Origin of the sequence: Streptomyces sp. NPDC058457, from assembly GCF_042720695.1 — a bacterium.
In the GTDB taxonomy this organism is placed as follows: domain Bacteria; phylum Actinomycetota; class Actinomycetes; order Streptomycetales; family Streptomycetaceae; genus Streptomyces.
In genome coordinates, this window is the sequence record NZ_JBHXLU010000003.1 from 1 (window position 1) to 18,692 (window position 18,692).

18 protein-coding genes, 1 rRNA gene and 1 pseudogene are annotated in these 18,692 nt (G+C 69.7%); 8 read left to right on the forward strand and 12 right to left on the reverse strand.

Features of this window, described 5'->3' with window-relative positions; all coding sequences use genetic code 11:
• The first annotated feature begins 142 nt into the window (after positions 1 to 142).
• Positions 143 to 259: ribosomal RNA gene (gene rrf / locus ACFWPS_RS03420) — 5S ribosomal RNA — on the forward strand.
• Between the two features lie 48 nt (positions 260 to 307).
• Here rrf and ACFWPS_RS03425 read toward each other — a convergent pair.
• On the reverse strand, positions 308 to 856 hold the full coding sequence (locus tag ACFWPS_RS03425) for an isochorismatase family protein (protein ID WP_383700445.1): 549 nt from the start codon (positions 854 to 856) through the stop codon (positions 308 to 310).
• Positions 857 to 964: 108 nt separating this feature from the next.
• Here ACFWPS_RS03425 and ACFWPS_RS03430 point away from each other — a divergent pair, with 108 nt between their 5' ends.
• Entirely contained in the window at positions 965 to 1,531 is a 567-nt protein-coding gene (locus tag ACFWPS_RS03430; RefSeq protein WP_383700448.1) for a GNAT family N-acetyltransferase, read from the forward strand.
• Here the strand turns inward: ACFWPS_RS03430 and ACFWPS_RS03435 are convergent.
• The 9 genes from ACFWPS_RS03435 to ACFWPS_RS03475 form a co-directional block, all read right to left on the reverse strand.
• On the reverse strand, positions 1,528 to 3,036 hold the full coding sequence (locus ACFWPS_RS03435) for a type IV secretory system conjugative DNA transfer family protein (RefSeq protein ID WP_383700450.1): 1,509 nt from the start codon (positions 3,034 to 3,036) through the stop codon (positions 1,528 to 1,530). The two genes, ACFWPS_RS03430 and ACFWPS_RS03435, sit on opposite strands and share 4 nt — an antisense overlap.
• Positions 3,037 to 3,048: 12 nt before the next feature.
• Positions 3,049 to 4,464, reverse strand: coding sequence for an ATP-binding protein (locus ACFWPS_RS03440; RefSeq protein ID WP_383700452.1), 1,416 nt, complete (start codon positions 4,462 to 4,464; stop codon positions 3,049 to 3,051).
• Positions 4,465 to 4,478: 14 nt separating this feature from the next.
• Positions 4,479 to 6,038 carry an SCO6880 family protein gene (locus ACFWPS_RS03445; RefSeq protein ID WP_383700454.1) on the reverse strand — a complete coding sequence of 520 codons (1,560 nt, stop codon included), beginning with the start codon at positions 6,036 to 6,038 and terminating at the stop codon, positions 4,479 to 4,481.
• Entirely contained in the window at positions 6,035 to 7,393 is a 1,359-nt protein-coding gene (locus tag ACFWPS_RS03450) for a hypothetical protein (RefSeq protein WP_383700456.1), read from the reverse strand. Before ACFWPS_RS03450 ends, ACFWPS_RS03445 begins: the two co-directional genes overlap by 4 nt.
• Positions 7,383 to 8,210, reverse strand: coding sequence for a hypothetical protein (locus ACFWPS_RS03455; protein ID WP_383700458.1), 828 nt, complete (start codon positions 8,208 to 8,210; stop codon positions 7,383 to 7,385). Before ACFWPS_RS03455 ends, ACFWPS_RS03450 begins: the two co-directional genes overlap by 11 nt.
• 141 nt (positions 8,211 to 8,351) lie before the next feature.
• Entirely contained in the window at positions 8,352 to 8,660 is a 309-nt protein-coding gene (locus tag ACFWPS_RS03460; protein ID WP_089101683.1) for a hypothetical protein, read from the reverse strand.
• Between the two features lie 335 nt (positions 8,661 to 8,995).
• On the reverse strand, positions 8,996 to 10,303 hold the full coding sequence (locus ACFWPS_RS03465; RefSeq protein ID WP_383700460.1) for a peptidase S8: 1,308 nt from the start codon (positions 10,301 to 10,303) through the stop codon (positions 8,996 to 8,998).
• A gap of 416 nt (positions 10,304 to 10,719) precedes the next feature.
• A complete protein-coding gene (locus tag ACFWPS_RS03470) occupies positions 10,720 to 12,099 on the reverse strand; it encodes a peptidase S8 (protein WP_383700461.1) in 1,380 nt (459 codons plus the stop codon).
• Positions 12,100 to 12,392: 293 nt separating this feature from the next.
• Positions 12,393 to 12,995: a TetR/AcrR family transcriptional regulator gene (locus ACFWPS_RS03475; protein WP_383700463.1), complete on the reverse strand. Its 603-nt coding sequence runs from the start codon at positions 12,993 to 12,995 to the stop codon at positions 12,393 to 12,395.
• Positions 12,996 to 13,048: 53 nt separating this feature from the next.
• Between ACFWPS_RS03475 and ACFWPS_RS03480 the strand changes: the two genes are divergently transcribed.
• The 3 genes and pseudogenes from ACFWPS_RS03480 to ACFWPS_RS03490 form a co-directional block, all read left to right on the forward strand.
• Complete coding sequence (locus ACFWPS_RS03480; protein WP_383700465.1) at positions 13,049 to 13,957, forward strand: oxidoreductase; 909 nt, start codon at positions 13,049 to 13,051, stop codon at positions 13,955 to 13,957.
• 154 nt (positions 13,958 to 14,111) lie between these two features.
• Entirely contained in the window at positions 14,112 to 14,879 is a 768-nt protein-coding gene (locus ACFWPS_RS03485) for an SDR family oxidoreductase (RefSeq protein WP_383700467.1), read from the forward strand.
• 213 nt (positions 14,880 to 15,092) lie between these two features.
• Positions 15,093 to 15,248, forward strand: a pseudogene (locus tag ACFWPS_RS03490) (trypsin-like serine protease); the annotation flags it as partial.
• On the opposite strand, the gene ACFWPS_RS03495 reads toward ACFWPS_RS03490, so the two are convergent.
• Together ACFWPS_RS03495 and ACFWPS_RS03500 are read right to left on the reverse strand one after the other, a co-directional pair.
• Positions 15,245 to 15,568 (reverse strand): DUF397 domain-containing protein, encoded by a 324-nt coding sequence (locus tag ACFWPS_RS03495; protein ID WP_383700469.1) that lies wholly within the window; start codon positions 15,566 to 15,568, stop codon positions 15,245 to 15,247. The pseudogene ACFWPS_RS03490 and the gene ACFWPS_RS03495 sit on opposite strands and share 4 nt — an antisense overlap.
• An 11-nt stretch (positions 15,569 to 15,579) precedes the next feature.
• Entirely contained in the window at positions 15,580 to 16,425 is an 846-nt protein-coding gene (locus ACFWPS_RS03500) for a helix-turn-helix domain-containing protein (protein WP_383700471.1), read from the reverse strand.
• Between the two features lie 183 nt (positions 16,426 to 16,608).
• On the opposite strand from ACFWPS_RS03500, the gene ACFWPS_RS03505 reads away from it, so the two are divergent.
• From ACFWPS_RS03505 to ACFWPS_RS03515, 3 genes are all read left to right on the forward strand, one after another.
• Positions 16,609 to 17,043 carry an ATP-binding protein gene (locus ACFWPS_RS03505; protein ID WP_383700473.1) on the forward strand — a complete coding sequence of 145 codons (435 nt, stop codon included), beginning with the start codon at positions 16,609 to 16,611 and terminating at the stop codon, positions 17,041 to 17,043.
• 172 nt (positions 17,044 to 17,215) lie between these two features.
• Positions 17,216 to 17,842 (forward strand): Uma2 family endonuclease, encoded by a 627-nt coding sequence (locus ACFWPS_RS03510; RefSeq protein WP_089101694.1) that lies wholly within the window; start codon positions 17,216 to 17,218, stop codon positions 17,840 to 17,842.
• Between the two features lie 44 nt (positions 17,843 to 17,886).
• Positions 17,887 to 18,660: a trypsin-like serine peptidase gene (locus ACFWPS_RS03515; RefSeq protein ID WP_383700475.1), complete on the forward strand. Its 774-nt coding sequence runs from the start codon at positions 17,887 to 17,889 to the stop codon at positions 18,658 to 18,660.
• Positions 18,661 to 18,692 lie beyond the last annotated feature (32 nt).

Here is an 18,692-nt window from a genome sequence, read left to right on the forward strand (position 1 = left end):
AGTAATGGGTGGAGGTGACCGGTACTAATAGGCCGAGGGCTTGTCCTCAGTTGCTCGCGTCCACTGTGTTGGTTCTGAAACCACGAACAGCCCCACGTTTCACAGAGCGTGGTGTGGCATAGGTTCGACAGTTTCATAGTGTTTCGGTGGTCATAGCGTGAGGGAAACGCCCGGTTACATTCCGAACCCGGAAGCTAAGCCTTACAGCGCCGATGGTACTGCAGGGGGGACCCTGTGGGAGAGTAGGACACCGCCGAACAAATATTGGGAAAGGCCCACGCCGTCATGGCGTGGGCCTTTCTGCGTTTTAGAACGTCACGTCCACTGTGCTTACCGTTCCGCCCTTTCGGCCGGGGGCCTCCTGCCAGCTCCAGTAGAGGTTCGTGTGCGAGATGACCTTTTCGGGGGCCGGCGCGCCGTACTCGGTGAGGTCCTCCGTGGTGTGGGCGTCGCCTACCAGCGTCGCGTCGTAGCCGCGGACGATCGCGCCGTGCAGGGTGGAGCGGATGCAGGCGTCGGTCTGGGCGCCGGTGACGACCACGCGGCCCACGCCGTGCTCGGCCAGCACCGACTCCAGGTCGGTGTCCTCGAAGGAGTCTCCGTAGCGCTTGTGGATGAGGGGCTCGGTGGCTTCGCGGATGAGCTCCGGGACGTACTGCCAGGGGGCGCTGTCCGGCTTCAGCTCGTCGCTGGAGTGCTGGATCCAGACCACGGGGACCGCCTCGGAACGGGCCTTGGCGAGCAGGGTGTTGATGTTCGCGATCACCTCGTCGCGGTTGTGGGAGCTGTCCACCACGCCGTTCTGCACGTCCACGACGAGCAGTGCGGTGTTCGGACGGTTCGAAAGAGTCGTCATGACGCCCACCGTAGACCGGGGCACTGACAACAGGTCAGGCGTGAGCATCGTGGGCGAGGCGTCGTAAACGAGGTGAGCGCGGTGGCTGGTGGAGGTTAGCGTGACCGCATGAGTGCTACGACCAGCGGTGATTACGTGATTCGCGCGATACGGGCCGACGAGTGGGAGGCCGTCAAGCGGTTGCGGCTCGTCGCGTTGCGGGACCCGGTGGCGGACATCGCGTTCCTGGAGACCTATGACGAGGCCCTGGAGCGGCCGGACTCCTTCTACCAGGAGCGGGCCGGGCGTTCGGCCGCGGAGCCGAGTGACGCACGGCAGTTCGTCGCGGTGGCCGCGGACGGGGAGTGGGCCGGGACCGTGACCGTGCTGATCGAGGAGGCCGGGATCACGGACTGGGCCGGGTTCCCGGTCGAGCGGCGGCAGGGGCATGTCGTGGGGGTGTTCGTACGGCCCGAGCACCGGGGGAGCGGGCTGGTCAAGGCGTTGTTCGACGCCGGTGTGGAGTGGGCGCGGGAGCGGGGCGCGGAGCGGGTGAGGCTGCTGGTGCACGCGGAGAACCCGCGGGCCCAGGGGGCGTACCGCAAGGCGGGGTTCGTGCCGAGCGGGGTGCTCGTGCCGTTCTTCAAGGACGAGGCCGAGACCGAGGTCGAGTTCGTTCGGGAGTGGCCGGCCTAGGCGGGCAGTTCCCGGTGCGGCCAGCGGGAGCGGGCCTGTTCGTGGGAGCGGAGCAGGGCGAGCGCCGGCAGGCCCTGGTCGGTGCCGCCGGCCAGGAGGTCGGGGAGCTGGGGGAGCGGGGCCACGGCCGCCACGTCGTCCAGGACCAGGGTCAGTGGTGGGTCGAGCCGACCGGAGGATGACCGTTCGGCCATGCGCCGGCCGCGCTCGACCACGCTGGAGGCGAGGGCCGTCAGGAGGGGCATGGCGCCTGGGTTGGTCCTGGGGTCCTCGATGGATTCACCGACCACATAAAGCGTGCCCCCTTCGTCGATGAAGGAATCCAGGGCGAGGGCATCGGATCGGTTGGGTGTGCAGGCCTCGCGGATGTTGACCGTGAAGAGGGCGGCGAGCGCCCTGGCCGTCAGCTCCTGGGCGATGTCCCGGCGTTCGGGGTGGGACGTGAGGGCGGCTTCCAGCTCGCCGGCGGAGCCGGGGGCGGCCTTCGGGTGGGTGCGGAGGGTCCGTACGGCGTCCTGGACTCCGGTGCCCTGTGCCCAGCGGTGGACGTGGCGGATCGTGCGGTTCTCCAGGGCGGCGGCGTGGAGGTAGCTGCGGAGGAGGGTCTCGGCGGTGTCCGTGACGGTCTGGTCGATCTTCGCGGTCGGCTTGACCGGGGTGAGGAGGGCCTGGGCGCGCTGGATCGCGGTGTGCTTGTCCTCGCAGTGGGCCGTGGGGGACCAGTGGAAGCGGGCGGGGGTGTCGCAGAGGTGGTTCGGGTCGTAGAGGAGGACGGGGCCGAGTTTGGCTCTGGCGTCCTTCGTCTCCGACCAGAGGGCGGCGTTCGAGGTGACGACTAGGGCGGGGCCGAGCGCGTCCTGGATGGCCTGGGTCGCGGTCGCCTGCCGGCTCTCCCGCGGTGCGATGTGGATTCTGGTCCATGCGCCCGGCCGGTCACCGTTGAGGGAGGGGCGGATGTCCTCAAGAAGGGGGTCGGCTGCGGCAGCCGCCGGGATCGCCGGGACCGGGACCGTGGGCGCTGCCGGGATCGTCGGCACCGTCGGCTCCATCGGGCGAGTCGCCTCCTGGAGGGTCTCCGGCTCGGTGCGGGACTCCGGTGCCGCGGCGGCCGTGTGTCTGCCCTTCGCCGTCGCCGCCCGTCTTCTCCTCCCGGCCCGCCAGCGGGCTAGCGTTCCCAGCACGAACACGGTGAGGACGACCAGGACCATCAGCTGGCCGATGAACAGGCCCCAGAACAGCCCCCAGCCCGACAGCTGGGCCGCCGGTGTGTCCGGCCAGGCGCCCGTGATGTCGTGCGGGGAGCCGATGAGGTGGCGCATCGCGAGCGGGGTGTGGGAGAGGTTGACCGTCGACGGCCAGCTGCCCTGGGCGAGCCAGGCCGCCAGTCCCGTCGCCGTCCACACCAGGATCGTGATGCCGAGCAGGAACCCGAGTATGCCGATCAGCAGGCCGTCGGGGATCCCGCCGCCCTGCTGATCGCGTTCCTGCCGAGGGTCCGGTCTCACGAACGGTCCTCCCTACGCCACCGTCGACTCGGAGTCGCCGAGATGCTGCTCCACGAAGGCCGCCGCCCGCTGTTCCGCCTCGAGCTCGGCGGCGAGGAGGGCGTCCTCCGGGTTCAGTACGTCGCTGGACGACTCGGTCATCGCGCGGTCGGTGAAGACGAGCGGGCGTTCTGTCTCCGTGACCAGGTGTTTGACCACCTGGACGTTGCCGTTGACGTCCCAGACCGCGATACCGGGGGTGAGCGTCGGGATGATCTCGACCGCCCAGCGGGGCAGGCCGAGCACCCGGCCCGTCGCCCTCGCCTCGTCCGCCTTCTGGGCGTAGATCGTCCTTGTCGACGCCATCTTCAGGATCGCCGAAGCCTCCTTCGCCGCCGCGCCGTCCACGACGTCGGACAGGTGGTGCACCACCGCCACGAACGACAGACCGAGCCGCCGGCCGAACTTCAGAAGGCGCTGGAACAGCTGGGCCACGAACGGGCTGGCGATGATGTGCCAGGCCTCTTCCACCAGGAAGATGCGCTTCTTGCGGTCCGGGCGGATCCAGGTGTGCTCCAGCCACACGCCGACGATCGCCATCAGGATCGGCATGGCGATGGAGTTGCGGTCGATGTGGGAGAGGTCGAAGACGATGAGCGGGGCGTCGAGGTCGATGCCGACCGTGGTCGGGCCGTCGAACATGCCTCGCAGGTCACCGTCGACCAGGCGGTCCAGGACCAGGGCGACGTCCAGGCCCCACGCCCGTACGTCGTCTATGGCGACGTTCATCGCCTCGGCCGACTCCGGTTCGGGGTGCCGTAGCTGCTCGACGATGTCGGTCAGGACCGGCTGGCGGTCGAGGATCGTCTCGTTGACGTACGAGTGGGCGACCTTGAGGGCGAAGCCGGAGCGTTCGTCGAGGCCGTGGCCCATCGCGACCTCGATGATGGTCCTCAGGAGCGCCAGCTGGCCCGTCGTGGTGATCGACGGGTCCAGGGGGTTGAGGCGGATGCCGTGGTCCAGGGCCGCCATCGGGTCGAGCCGGATCGGTGTTATTCCCAGCTCTTCCGCGATGAGGTTCCACTCGCCGACGCCGTCCTCGCCCTGGGCGTCCAGGACGACGACCTGGCGGTCGCGGAAGCGCAGTTGCCGCAGGACGTAGGTCTTCTCCAGGGCCGACTTGCCGTTGCCGGACTCGCCGAGGACCAGCCAGTGCGGGGCGGGGAGTTGCTGGCCGTAGAGCTGGAAGGGGTCGTAGATGTAGCCCTTGCCGGAGTACACCTCGCGGCCGATGATGACGCCCGAGTCGCCGAGGCCGGGCGCGGCCGTGGGGAGGTAGACCGCCTGGGCCTGGCCGGTGGAGGTGCGGACGGGCGAGCGGGTCGTCTCGACCTTCCCGAAGAGGAAGGACGTGAAGGCTTCGGTGAGGACGGACAGCGGGTCCCTCATCAGCGCATCAGCCTCTACCTTCGGATTCCGGTGGCGAAGGGAAGTGTGTTCACGAAGGCCCGGTGGTGCTCGCGGTCGCACCACTCCAGCTTCAGGTACGACTTTCCGGCCGATGCCCTTATCGTCCGCTTGTCGCGGTTGAGGGCCTCCGGGGTACGGGAGGAGACGGTGATGTAGCCGACCAGGTTGACGCCGGCCGCGCCGCTGGCCAGGTCCTCGCCGCGCTGGTCGAGGCGGTTGTGGGCGGCGATGTCGCGGGGGTCGACGGTCCGGTTCATCTTGGCGGCGCGGGACGCCTCCGCCTCGTCGTTGGTCTTCTCGGTCAGCATGCGCTCGATGGCGACCTCGGTGGGTTCGAGGTCCATGGTCACGGCGACCGTGCGGATGACGTCCGGGGTGTGGACGAGGAGGGGCGCCAGGAAGTTGACGCCGACCGGGGTCATGGGCCACTCCTTCACCCAGGCCGTGGCGTGGCACCAGGGTTCGCGGGTGCTGGACTCACGGGTCTTGGCCTGGAGGAACGTGGGCTCCATGGCGTCGAGTTCGGCCGGCCAGGCGTTGCGCTGGGTCATCGCCTGGATGTGGTCGATGGGGTGGTCCGGGTCGTACATGGAGTGGATCAACGACGCGAGGCGGCCCTGGCCGAGGGGCTGGCGGACGCGGATGTCCGCCTCCTGGAGGCGCGAGCAGATGTCCGTCAGTTCGCGGGCCATGACGACCGCGAGACCGGCGTCGCGGTCCAGCTTGCGGCCGGACCGGGGGCGGGCCGCGCGGGCCATCGCCTGTGCTTCCGCGGCCAGTTCGCGGGAGTAGTGCATGCAGGCGACGAGGTACGCGCGGTGCTGCTCGCTGCTGGTGGAGACCATGGACTGGAGCTGGTCGTAGGAGCGGGACAGCCAGTCCGGGGCCTTCTCGGCGCCGCGCTGGGCGACGTCCTTGGCGTGGGCGTCGGGGTCGGCGGGGAGGGTGCGGGCGAGCATCTGGAGGCGGGTGACGAAGCCGTCGCCGTTCGCCACGTGCTTGAGGAGGGTGCCGAAGCGGTCGACGAGGGCTTCCTGGTCCTCGGAGTCGCGCAGGCCGACGCCGGGGCCCTCGATCTCGATGGCGGCGGTGACCGTCTTGCGGTCCGCGTGCAGGAGTACGGCGATCTCGTCGGGGCCGAAGGGCGCGGCGAGCCAGCTGATGCGTCCGATGCCGGGCGGCGGGCCGACCTCGACCTCACGGCCGTCGATCCGCGTACCCGCCTCGGACGCGGTGGACCGGTAGACCGTGCCCTGGCGCAGGCTCCGCTTGTAACTGCGGTTGATCTCGAACCACTTGTAGAAGGTCCGGCGCTTGTACGGCACGTAGACCGCGGCCAGTGCGATCAGCGGGAAGCCCATCAGCAGGACGATCCGCAGGGAGAGGACCGGGACGAGGAGCCCGCACATCATGCCGAGGAATGCGCCCGCGATGATCAGCGCGATCTCGCCGGTCTCACGGTTCCTGCCGATGATCGCGTTCGGCCGGGCGCGGCCGATGAGATACGTACGGCGGGGCGTGATCGGATGGGACAGGTGGGACTCTGTCGTCAACGCCCTTCACCTCCCGAGCTGTTGTTGCGGGTATTGCTGGCGTGCGGGGTGTTCGCCGGGCTGGGCGCGCGGGGTGCGGGTGCGGCGGAGGGGACAGTTCCGCCGCCACCACCGTTCGGGGTGCGCGTGCTGTGCGCGGCGACGCCGCCCGAGACGGGGTTGGACGGGCGGGCACCGGAGGAGCCGGAACCGCCGCCCCCTCCGCCGTTGTTGTCGGCGCGGGCGCTGTGCGTTCTGATGCCCTGGGCGACGAGGTTGGCGGGGCTGCTGATGACGGCGGCGGCCTTGCCTTCGGCGCCCTGCATGATGCGGTTGTTGCGGCCGTTGGCGATCTCGTCGCCGAAGCCGGGGACGAATCGGTAGATCATCGCGCTGGCGAAGATGGCGAGCAGGATGATGGCGAGGCCGGAGACGACGGCGGAGAAGGCGTCGGGGCCGCCGTCGGAGGACAGGGCGCCGGCGAGGCCGAGCACGATCACGATGACCGGTTTGACGAGGATGACGGCGATCATGATGCCGGCCCAGCGGCGGACGTGGCCCCAGAGGTTCTTGTCGACGAGGCCGGCGTAGACGACGGTGCCGAGGAGGGCGCCGACGTAGAGCAGGGCGGCCCTGATGACGAGCTCCAGCCAGAGGACGCCGGCGGCGAGGATGCTGACCAGGGAGGCGACGATCAGCATGATCGGGCCGCCGCCGATGTCGTCGCCCTTGCTGAGGGCGGTGGAGAAGGTGCCGAAGAACGTGTCTGTCTGGTCGCCGGTGGTCTTGGCGAGGACGTCGGTGACGCCGTCGGTCGCCGAGACGACCGTGTAGAGGATCAGGGGGGTGAAGGCGGAGGCCAGGACGGTGAGCCAGAGGAACCCGATGGCTTCGGAGATGGCGGTGGTGAGGGGGACGCCTCGCACCGCGCGCTTGGCCACGGCCAGCAGCCAGAGCAGGAGGGTCAGGATCGTCGAGGCGGCGAAGACGACGGCGTACTGCTGGAGGAACTTCTCGTTGGTGAAGTCGACGTTGGCGGTCTCCTTGACGGCGTCACTGAGCTTGCCGACGGTCCAGGAGGCGGCCTTGGCGCAGCCCTGGGCGAGGGAGGAGAGCGGGTCGAGGGTGGAGGTGAGGGGGTCGGTGGAGCTGCCGCCGCTGCTGCCGCCGGAGCCGCTCTCGCAGAGTTGCTTGGTGGGGCCGGTGATCCCGGCGCAGTAGTCGCTGCTCGGCGATGCGCTGGGTGAGGGCGAGGCCGAGGGGCTGGCCGAGGGCGACGGCGCCGCAGCGGCACGGGTGGCCAGCAGTACGGCGGTTGTCTGTACGGCGGTCAGCACGCCGGCGAGCCCGAGGGCACGACGCGGGTTACCTGGCATAAGTGAACCCTCCGTACTGCTCGACGGCCTTGCTGATGGCATCGGAGGTGGCGGCTTGGTCGTCACCGGGAACTGGCGCTGGTCCGTCCGTCTGGGTGTCCGAGCCGACCTTCCAGTCGCTGCCGTCCCACTGGAGGCCGAAGGTCCAGGTCTTCCAGGTGGTGGTCACGGGGTTGGTCGAGGAGGCGCCCGACATGCCGATGAGCCCCATGTACCAGACGGAGACCTTGGCCGTGCTGTCGCTGTACTGCTGGACCTCGGTGCCCACCGGGACCGTGCGGGACACGAAGGTGCTGCCCTTCGGCGCGTTGCCGTTGGCGTCGAGGCCCAGTTTGCCGAGGAAGCCCGTCGAGTAGGCCGTGTCCATGGTGCCCTGGAGTCTGGTCGCCGCGGCCGACGTGTAGAGGCTGCTGACGATGCGGTGCCGGTCGACCTTGTTGTACATGCCCGTCGAGCCCAGCGTCACCGCGTAGTTGGCCGCCGCGCTCTGCGCCCCCTGCGCGTTGTGCGCGAACCCGCTCGGGATGCCCCCGCTCTTCGTCTCCACGGGTTTCGTGCCGCTCGCCGCCGTCGACGAGGTCGTCGGCTGGGTTCCGCTGCCGCTGCCGCCCGTGTTGGCCGTCGTCGACGAGCCGTTGCCGTCGCCTCTGTTCGCGAAGGCGATCGCCGCGATCAGGAGGACGACCACGCCGACGACCGTGACCAGGCTCCGGGAGGAGGAGCGGCCGCTGCGGCGGGCGCCGCCGTAGGGGTCGTCGGGGAGGCGGGTGCGGGTGTGGCCGGTTTCCGGGTAGCCGGGCTCGTCTCCGAGGCTCATGCCGGGTACTCCCCCTCCACGTCGTACCGGAACGCGTAGCAGTACGACGGTAGCCGTGCTGGTTCCCGCGCGGGCGCGGTGTGGTGACTCGACATCAGGGAAACGCAACCTCGGAGCGGGGGAGAGGGAGGTGCAGATTGGCTAGACGGCCATGCCGTACACGATGGTGAACAGGGTGCCGAGTGAGCCGATGATGAAGACTCCGGTGAGTCCGGCGATGATGAGGCCCTTGCCCTGTTCGGCACTGAAGGTGTCGCGGAGGGCCGTGGCGCCGATGCGCTGTTTGGCGGCGCCCCAGACGGCGATGCCGAGGCAGAGCAGGATGGCGACGGCCATGACCACCTGGATCATCGTCTTCGCTTCGTTGCCCAGGCTGCCGAAGGGGCCCCAGTCCGGAGCGATTCCGCCGATGATGGTGTTGATGTCACCCTTGTCGGCTGCAAGGAACATGTAAGTCACCGCCCCTGGTGGGTAGTTCTGTCCGCCCCTGCCGGGTGCAGAGGTCACGCATCATTCTCGCCGACAACGTCGCCGGAGTATGTCGACTTGACGTCATTGATTGGCGGGTTTCGTACGAAGGGATCGTACGGTCACTCTGTGTATCACGGCAGGTCACGCCGGGCAATGAGGCCTGGGCGGAACCTGTCGTGTGGTTCCGTCGTTGACCCCTTTTACGACCTGGCGGGGTTTTTGACGGCCAGTCGGGTGAAAGCCACCGTCTTGATGTTCTCATGACGAACGGGTCGCGGCTGGTTGCCGCGACCCGTCAGGGGGAGATGCCGGTACTAGTTGGCGAAGGCGGTGATGCCCTCGGGGGTGCCCCAGCCGGTCGGGCCGTCGTAGCCGGTGGCCGCGGTGCAGAAGTACGAGGTGGAGCAGGTGCCGTTGTTGCCGCTCGTCACGTCGTTGAGGGACGAGGTGCCCGCGTAGTCGTACGGGTACTGGGCGGGGTAGGTGCCGCTGGCCGGGGTGCCGGCGAGGGCGTAGACGCCGGCGATGATCGGCGCGGAGACGCTGGTGCCGCCGAAGGTGTACCAGCCGGCGGTGACGCCGTAGGAGTCGTAGACGGAGACGCCGGTGGCCGGGTCGGCGACCGCGGAGACGTCGGACTCCATGCGCTTGGTGCAGCCGGTGTCGGTCTGCCAGCTGGGCTTGGCGTCGTAGGAGGAGCAGCCGGAGCCGGTGCCCTCGGTGCTGGACGTCTTCCAGACGGTCTCGGTCCAGCCGCGGGTGGTGGAGGAGGTGGACAGCTTGGTGCCGCCGACCGCGGTGACGTACCGGGAGGTCGCCGGGTACTCGGCGCCGTAGGCGCTGTCACCGGAGGAGACGGTGATGGCGACACCGGCGTGGTTGTAGTACGAGGTGTCGTACGTGGTCTGGGAGGAGGACTCGGAGCCGCCGTAGCTGTTGGAGACGAACTTGGCGCCGAGGGCGACGGCCTCGTTCTCCGCGGTGCCGAGGTTGGCGTAGCTGGCGCTGGTGGCCTCGACGAGCGTGATGTTGCACAGCGGGCAGATCGCGGAGGCCATGTCGAGGTCGAGGGAGATCTCCTCGGACCAGCCGGCGTCGGAGGAGGGCAGCGAGGTCGTCGAGCCGGTCTGGCTGACCTTCTTGAAGCAGCCGTTGGCCGTCGTGCAGGCCGACAGGCCGTAGTACGACCGGTAGGTGGCGAGGTCGGCCTCGGCGTTCGGGTCGTTGTACGCGTCGACGATCGCGATCGTCTCGCCCGAGCCGTTGGAGGCGGCGGCCGAGGTCAGGCCGTAGGCCGACCGGAGGTTGGTCGGGCTGTAGCCGGAGGGGGTGGACGCGTCGGCGGCCTTGGGGGTGATGCCGGTCTTCGCTGCCTGCTGCTTCTGGTAGGCGGTGAGACCGCCGGTGACGCGGTAGGACTTGCAGGTGAGGTCACCCGTGTGCTTGGGGGTGGCACAGGGGGTCGAGACGTAGGTCACCTTGCTGGACGCGGTGGGTGCCGCGTCGGCCTGGGCGGCGGTGCCGAGGCCGGTGAAGACCAGCGCGGCCGTGGCCACTGCGGCGGCGCCGATGCGGCGCCAGCCACCGTGTGCGGACGGTCTGTTGGGGGGAGTGGAACGCATACGTGCAGCCTCCTGAGTTCCGGAACTGGGGTTGGAACAGGGGCGGTGCGGGTGCGATCTGGTGCGTTTGCCGTCGGTACGGGTTCCCCGGCGGCAGGGCGGCGGCCCGCGAAGAGAATCCTTTGTTGAGTACGTGACAACAAGAGGCTGCTGGAATCCTGACTTCCGCATTGCCGAACGGGGCCTTCGCGTGACCCTTCGATGGCCGTCCGTTGTCTTGCGGGTGACGGGTGCTTGACTCAACTCACAGGAGGTTCACGGGAGTTGCCCAGGACATGAAAAACCGGGGACATGGAAAACGGGCCACGGCCGGCTGCCGTGGCCCGTCTCTCTTTCCCTGCCGCCGAGGGGACCCCACGTCCCCCTTACGGTGGCGGCTCCCCGTGACCCGACGGGGAGGTCAATCTGTGAAGGGCTCAGCCGGTGAAGGCGTCGGTCCCCTCGGGGGTGCCCCAGCCGGTCGGGCCGTCGTAGCCCGACTTGGCGGTGCAGTAGTACGAGGTGGAGCAGGTGCCGTTGTTGCCGCTCGTCACGTCGTTGAGGGCGGAGGTGCCGGCCGCCGCGTAGGGGTACTCGGCCGGGTAGTCGCTGCTGCCCGGGGTGCCGGCCAGGGCGTAGACCGAGGCGATGAGCGGCGAGGAGGCGCTGGTGCCGCCGTAGGTGTTCCAGCCGGTGCCGTCGGAGCCGTAGCTGTCGTAGACGGAGACGCCGGTGGCCGGGTCGGCGACCGCGGAGACGTCGGCGATCATGCGCTTCGAGCAGCTGGTGTCGGTCTGCCAGGTGGGCTTGGCGTCGTAGGCGGAGCAGCCGGAGCCGGTGCCCTCGGTGGAGCTGGTCTTCCAGACCGACTCGGTCCAGCCGCGGCTGTTGGAGGAGGTCTTGAGGGCGGTGCCGCCGACGGCGGTCACGTACCGGGAGGCGGCCGGGTACTCGGCGCCGTAGCCCTCGTCACCGGCGCTCGCGGTGATGGCCACGCCCGCGTGCTTGTAGTACGAGGTGTCGTACGACGTGTCCGACGACGACTCGGAGCCGCCGTAGCTGTTCGACACGAACTTGGCGCCCAGCTTGACGGCCTCGTTCACCGCGGTGCCCAGGTTGGCGTCGGAGGCCGACTTCGCCTCGACCAGGAGGATGTTGCAGTTCGGGCAGGTGGCGCTGACCATGTCGAGGTCGAGCGACTCCTCGCCGGCCCAGCCGCTGTCGGCGGAGGGGAGCGAGGTGGTGGAGCCGGTCTGGGAGACCTTCTTGAAGCAGCCGTTGTCGGTCGTGCAGTCGGACAGGCCGTAGTACGACCGGTAGGTGGCCAGGTCCGCCTCGGCGTTCGGGTCGTCGTACGCGTCGACGATGGCGACGGTCTCGCCCGAGCCGTTGGAGGCGGCGGCGTCCGTCAGGCCGTAGGCGGACTGGATGTCGCTCGGGCCGTAGCCGGTGGGGGAGTCGGAGGCGGCGTTCGGCTTGACGGTCTTCGGCGCGATGCCCTTGAGGGCGGCCTGCTTCTCCATGAAGGCGGTGGTGCCGCCGGTGACCCGCAGGGCGTTGCAGGCGGCGTAGCCCTTCTTCGGGGTGGCGCCGCAGCCGGCCTTCTCGTACTGGACGTGGGCCTTGGCGACCTGGGCGGCGATGGCCTTGGTGCTGACCTTGTGGGTCGCGGTGGTCGCGGTGGTCGCTGTCGCCGCGCTGGCGTGGGCCGCGGTGCCGAAGCCGGCCACGAGGAGCGCGGCGGTGGCGGCGGCTGCCGAACCGAGCTGGCGCCATCTACCGCGTATGTGGGGGGAGTTGGGGGTGGGCGTACGCAACGTACAGCCTCCTGGGAGAGGTTGGGACAGAGGCCTGCGGGTGGGGGACCACCGGTGGTTGCCGGTGGGGGCGGCGGCCCGCGACGACCATCCCCTTGTTGAGTACGCGACAACAAGGTCGATTTCGGAATCCTGACTTCCGCGTTACTGAAGGGCGGGATGGGCTTACTGATCATTGGGGGGCGGATGGCCGGAAGTTGGGGTCCGGTTGACCTGAAGCCCGTCCGGGGCGGGACTCAATGCGCGTTGATCGGGGCGTACCGAGCCGCCGGGAGCCCCCAAGTGGAGTGGGGTCAGCGGGGCTTGAGGCCGTGCAGGAGGAGGTGGATGTGCTGCTCCAGGCCGGCCAGGACGGCCTCCGGCCGCAGACTGCCGTTGGCGGCCAGTGCGGCCAGGCCGTGGATGCCGGCCGCGGCCGCGAGGGTGACGGCCTCCGGGTCGCCCTGGACGATCTCGCCGCGCCGCTGGGCGTCGGCGACCAGCTGGACGAAACAGCCCAGGGAGTGCTCGGCGGCAGCGGCCAGTTCGGTGTCGATGTCCGGGTCGTGCTTGCGGGAGTACATCAGCTCCAGCAGCTCGGGGTTGTCGACGGTGAAGGTGACGTAGGCGCGGGCGAGTGCGGTGATGCGCGGTTCGAGGGCGGCGTCCGGGAGGTCCGCCGAGTCCAGGGCCTGGTTCATGCGCTCGAACCCGCTGAGGGCGAGCGCGTCCAGCAGAGCCTGCTTGTCCTTGAAGTGCCGGCCGGGGGCGGCGTGGCTCACCCCGGTGTCGCGGGCCAGTTCGCGCAGGGACAGGGCGGCGCTGCCCTTCTCGCGCAGGGTGCGCTCGGCGCCGGCGAGCAGGGCGGCGCGCAGGTCTCCGTGGTGGTAGGGGCGGCTTTGCGACATGGGCGCCATCGTAACCCGATGTTGTCGTTGACAGCATTGTTGTCGACGCCTACATTGGCGCCATGGCTGAGAAGAATCGCAAATGGAACGTGTCCGACCTTCCCGCTCTCTCCGGCCGTACGGCCGTGGTCACCGGCGCCAACAGCGGCCTCGGCTTCACGGCCGCGGACGCGCTGGCCCGGGCGGGCGCGCATGTGGTGTTCGCGGTACGGGACCCGGAGCGCGGGCGGGCGGCCGCGGCCAGGGTGAACGGCAGCACCGAGGTCCGCCGCCTGGACCTGGCCGACCTGTCCTCGGTGCGGGAGTTCGCCGCGGGCTGGGACCGCCCGCTGGACCTCCTGATCAACAACGCGGGCGTGATGATGCTCCCGGAGCTGCGCACCAAGGACGGCTTCGAGATGCAGTTCGGCACCAACCACCTGGGCCACTTCGCGCTGACGAACCTGCTGCTGCCGCACATCACGGACCGCGTGGTGACGGTCTCCTCGGGGCTGCACCGGGGCGGCGACGGAGTGATCCACTTCGACGACGTGAACCTGGAGGGCAACTACAACCCGACCCGCGCCTACGCCCAGTCCAAGCTGGCGAACCTGCTCTTCGTCCTGGAACTACAGCGCCGCCTGACGGAGGCAGGCTCCTCCGTCCGCGCCCTCGCCGCCCACCCCGGCTACGCGGCCACAAACCTGCAGAGCCACCACGCCAACCCGGTGGCCCGCCTCGGCATGCGGCTCGGCAACCGCCTGGTCGCCCAGGACGACCGCGCGGGCACCCTGCCCACGCTGTACGCGGCGACCCAGGACCTGCCGGGCGCGAGCTATGTCGGCCCGGACGGCCTGGGCGAGATGCGGGGAGCACCGGCCCTGGTCGGCCGCAGCGCGGCGGCGAGCGACCCGGCGGCGGCCCGCAGGCTGTGGACGCTGTCGGAGGAGATGACCGGGGTGACGTGGGAACTCGGGGTGGGGGCCGTGTGATCGTCGGGGTCGAGTGTGCGTCGCGGTCGCGTGGACGTCGTGGCTGGTGACCGCCCAGTTACTGGACGCCCGGCGGACCCGCCGCGGCACCCGGATACGGTGATGCGCACACGACGGATACAACGGATACGACGGTTCTCCGGGAGGTGGCCGGATGAGCGGCGGCGCCGTGGACTTCACGCTCGGCGGGCGTACGGCCCTGGTGACCGGCTCCGCGCGGGGGCTGGGCCTGGAGATGGCGCGGGGGCTGGCGGGCGCCGGCGCGCGGGTGGTCCTCAACGGCCGGGACGCGGCGACGCTGGAGGCGGTGGCGGCGGGCCTGCGTGAGGACGACGGCCTGGACGTGACGGGCGCCGCCTTCGACGTCACCGACCGTGAGGCGGCCGAGGCGGCGGTGACCGCCCTCGGCGCGATCGACATCCTTGTCAACAACGTGGGCCACCGCGACCGCAGGGGCGTCGAGGAGATGACCCCGGACGAGCTGTCCGCGCTGCTCGACGTCCACCTGACGTCGGCGTACGCGCTGAGCCAGACGGTCGCCCGGGGGCTGGCCGCGCGGGGCACGCCGGGCCGCATCATCAACGTCTCGTCCGTCGTCGGCCAGCTCGGCCGCATCGGCGATGTCGCCTACGCCACGGCGAAGGCGGGCCTCGACGGCCTGACCCGGGCGCTGGCGGCCGACCTGGGCCCCAGCGGCACGACGGTCAACTCGGTGGCCCCGGGCACCTTCGCCACGGAGGTCAACGCGGAGCTGGCCGAGGACCCGGAGTGGGGCAGGTGGCTGCGGACCCGGACGGCGCTGGGGCGGTGGGGGCGCCCGCCGGAGATCGCGGGCATCGTCGTCTTCCTGGCGAGCGACGCGGCGTCCTTCATCACAGGGCAGACGATCGCGGTGGACGGCGGGATGACGACGACGTTCTGAGCGCCGGTGAGCGCCGAAAGCGCATTCCACAGCCGTGGAGTCGCCCTCGCCGTGAGACGCGCGGGCCGGTGCTCCGGGCGGGTGGCGTACGGCTCCAGGCATTGGCAAACCCTCGACAAAGACGCCGGTTGTGTCGAAAGTAAGCGCTTGTAATGAACATGTGAAGAGCCCGATCGCGGTGGCTCGTCGCCCCACAGCAGGACGGCGGCGGGTGCTGGAGACTCGGGCAGTCCGGTCCTCGCCGTCGGCGCCCGTGCGGCGGTGGTGGGGCTGGTGAGCTGGGGGCCGAGTTGCCGTATCGAAGATGTCGGAGTGTACGTACGCGTCGGGTCATTGCGGCACTGGATCGGGTCGGACCATGGACTCTAGGTTCTGTCCGCTTCTGTCGCGAAGTGGTCGAACTCGCCTGCCTGGACCCCGAGTACGAATGCGCGCCACTTGCGGCGGTCGGTGGTGACGACGGTGGTTGCGGAGCGGATGTAGACGGGGGTGGGCTCGTCGTGGCCGCCGGGGGCGGGTTGCCGTTTGAGGGTGGTGAGGAGGGTGCCGAAGGCGGCGCGGGTGGTGGTGAGTATCGCGCCGGTGGGGTCGGCGGATTCGGTGAGGTGGATGGCGGTGGGGGTGGCGGCTATGTGTATGCAGGAAGCTCCTTCGGAGCAGTACGACGACTTCTGCCAGTGCGGGTTCACGGGCGTTCCCTTCACAGCTCTCGCATCACGGTGTGGATGAGGTCTCTGGTCTTCTCCGGGGTGAGTGCAACGGCGTCGAGCCGGTCGAACAGCATGCGGTACTTGTGCAGTTGGGCCTCGGCGTCGAGGAACGCGAGGCCGTGGGCCTGGTCGAGGTAGACCGTGTCGAGTTGCGGTACCGGGCCGTGCGCGTAGTGGATCGACTGCCCGGATCCCGGGTAGGCGCCGGCCTCGAACGTGATGGCGCGGACGGTGATGTGGTCCCGCTCGCTCATGTCGAGCAGATGCTGAAGCTGGGCTCGGGCGACTGCGGGGCCGCCTACCCTCATGCGCAGGGCGGCCTCGTGGGTGATCGCCTCGTAGGGGGTCGGAGTGGTCGCGCGGTAGAGGATCGCCTGCCGTTTGATGCGGAAGGACAGGCGGTACTCGACGTCGGGCGGTGGAAGCTCGGTGACCGCCTGGCGGAAGATCTCAAGTGCGTACTCGCGCGTCTGCAGCAGGCCCGGGATACGGGCGGTGGTCGAGTCGCGCAACGAGCAGGCGTGGTACTCCAGTTCGGCCAGGTCGAGGAGTGAGCCGGACACGAGATCGCGGTACTGCTCCCACCAGCCGCGCGTGCGCTCGGCGGTCATCTCGCTGAGCGCGTCGATCAGCGGCTTGTCGGGACAGTCGTAGTGGCCGCCGATCGTGCGCATCCGCTCAGGACTCACACCTACGCGACCGGCTTCCATGTTGCTGACCTGAGCCTGCTTGATGCCGAGGAGTTGACCGGCCTCGGTGGAGCTCAAGCCCGCGCGCTCCCGCAGTTTCCGCAGCTCAACGCCGAAACGTAGTTGGCGACCCGTTGGATTCCTCACGGGGCTGCCGCCTCCTTGCTGTCACTCACACGGGTTGCAGTAAAGGAGATTCCTGCATATCGGTGAAGAACTTAACTGCCTGCCGCTACCTTACAACTGGGTCCTCCGCCCAGAAGCGCACCGTCCGACGGGACGGCAGGCCACTGGGTCGCCAGTCAACTCCCCCAGTGATCGGAGACTTTCATGACCACCGTAGCCCCGCCCTGGTCCTACACCCTCCAACTGCCGCACGATCCACGCGCACCGGGGATCGCTCGTGTGACCCTCCGTGGCGTCCTCGCCGCCCACGACCTCTCGGCTCTCACCCCGACTGCCGAGCTGATCGCCGCCGAGCTGCTCGCCAACGCCCATCTGCACACCGCCGGCCCCTACGCCCTGCGGCTCCGCCAGGGCGAGGAAGGGCGGCTGCGGGTCGCCGTGTGGGACTCGGATCCGCGGGTGCCGCCGAGATTCGCGGCCGGCGCCGGTTCCGTCGGCGGGGACGCCGAAAGCGGGCGCGGGCTGTATCTCGTACAGGCGTGCGCCGAGTCGTGGGGCGTCTCCGTGCTGCGCGAGCCGGGAGCCGCGAGGGACGGGAAGCTGCTGTGGGCCGACTGTCAGTCCGATGACTTAGCGTAATCATGTCGGATCGGAGGGTGAGGGAGTGATGGCTGTGGTCAAGGCGGATCCGAGGCGTGGGCAGGCTGCGTGCGCGGAAGTCGGCCAGTACGGTGGATTCGAAACCGAGCGGGATGTAGGTCCTCCCCATGAGCCCGCTCGCGCAGCCGAGGCGGAACGGAGGCGGCGAGCCATGTCCGTGTCATCGGGCGCTCAGAACGGCCTGCGTCCCCGGCCCGGGAATCTGCGCGAGGTCGCCGAGAAGATCGAGGAAGCGACGGGTCTGCGGGTGCAGATCGTGGGAGGAAAGCTCGTGATGTCCCCGACCCCGCGTGGGAAGCACGCGGGCGTGGTCTATCAGATCCGCCGCCGGATCGACGGAGTGCTGCCGGAAGGGCTGGGAGCCTTCGAGGTGTCCTCGATCGCTCTCCCCGACGACCCCGACGACTATGTGACCCCCGATCTGATCGTCCTGCCCGTGGAGTGGATGGAGGACGACGACTGGCTCGCCGCCCCCGAGGACACCGCGCTCGCCGTCGAGGTCATCTCCGCCTCCGAGAAGTCCCGCGAGATCCGCGACAAGGCCGACTGGTACGCCGTCGCCCGGGTGCCCGTGCTCCTCGTCGTCGACCCGCGAAAGGGAACCTGGGCGCTGCACACCCGCCCCGACAACGGCGCCTACCAGGACGTACTGCCCGGGAAGTACGGCGAGAGCGTGCCGTTGCCCGAGCCCTTGGGGATCGAAGTCGCCACCGACGGGTTTCCGGTGTACGGCGAGGCCGTGCGGCCGCAAGGGCGGTTCCCAGAAAAAAATCAGTGAAGTCGGGAACCGTTTCTCACCTTTGTGGGAGACAGTGGGCGCTGATGAAGCGCACCTCACGCATCTCTGTCACCTCGCGACGCGTCGCGCTCTGCGTCGTCGTCGTGCTGTCCGCCACCTCGGCCTCCGTCGCGGCCGCCGACGAAGCGGCGGGGCCGTTCGGGGTGACCGCGGTGGTCGGGGCCACGGCGGAGAGCGCGAGAGTCGGGGCGCTGTTCGCCGCCGGCAAGGCCGGCAGCCTGTCCGGCAACCACTTCTGCACCGCCTCCGTCGTGCACAGCCCGCAGCGGGACCTGATCGTCAGTGCCGCGCACTGCATCGACGGGGACGGTGAAGCCTCGGGGCTGGTGTTCGTGCCGGGATACCGGGACGGGCAGGCGCCGTACGGGGTGTGGAAGGTCGGGAAGCGGTACCTGCCCGACGGGTGGGCCCACGGGCAGGACGAGGACAGCGACATCGCCTTCGCCGTCGTCGACGAGCTGGACGGCAGACGGGTCCAGGACGTGACCGGGAGCAACCGGTTCGCCGCCGGGGTGGCCACCGGCGCCACCGCCGTCACCGTCACCGGGTACCCCAACTCCCGTGAGGTGCCGATCAGCTGCACCAACAAGCCCGTCGCCCACAGCGCCACCCAACAGCGCATCGACTGCCCCGAGTTCACCGGAGGCACCAGCGGGAGTCCCTGGGTGAACGGGGACCACGAGGTGGTCGGGGTTCTGGGCGGGCACGAGCAGGGGGGCACCACCGCCGACACGTCCTACAGCGTCGTGCTCGGGACCGAGGCCGCCGAGCTGTACAAGGACGCCACCGGCGGCTGAGCCGCCGGGACCGGTACGGCTGGCTGAAACGG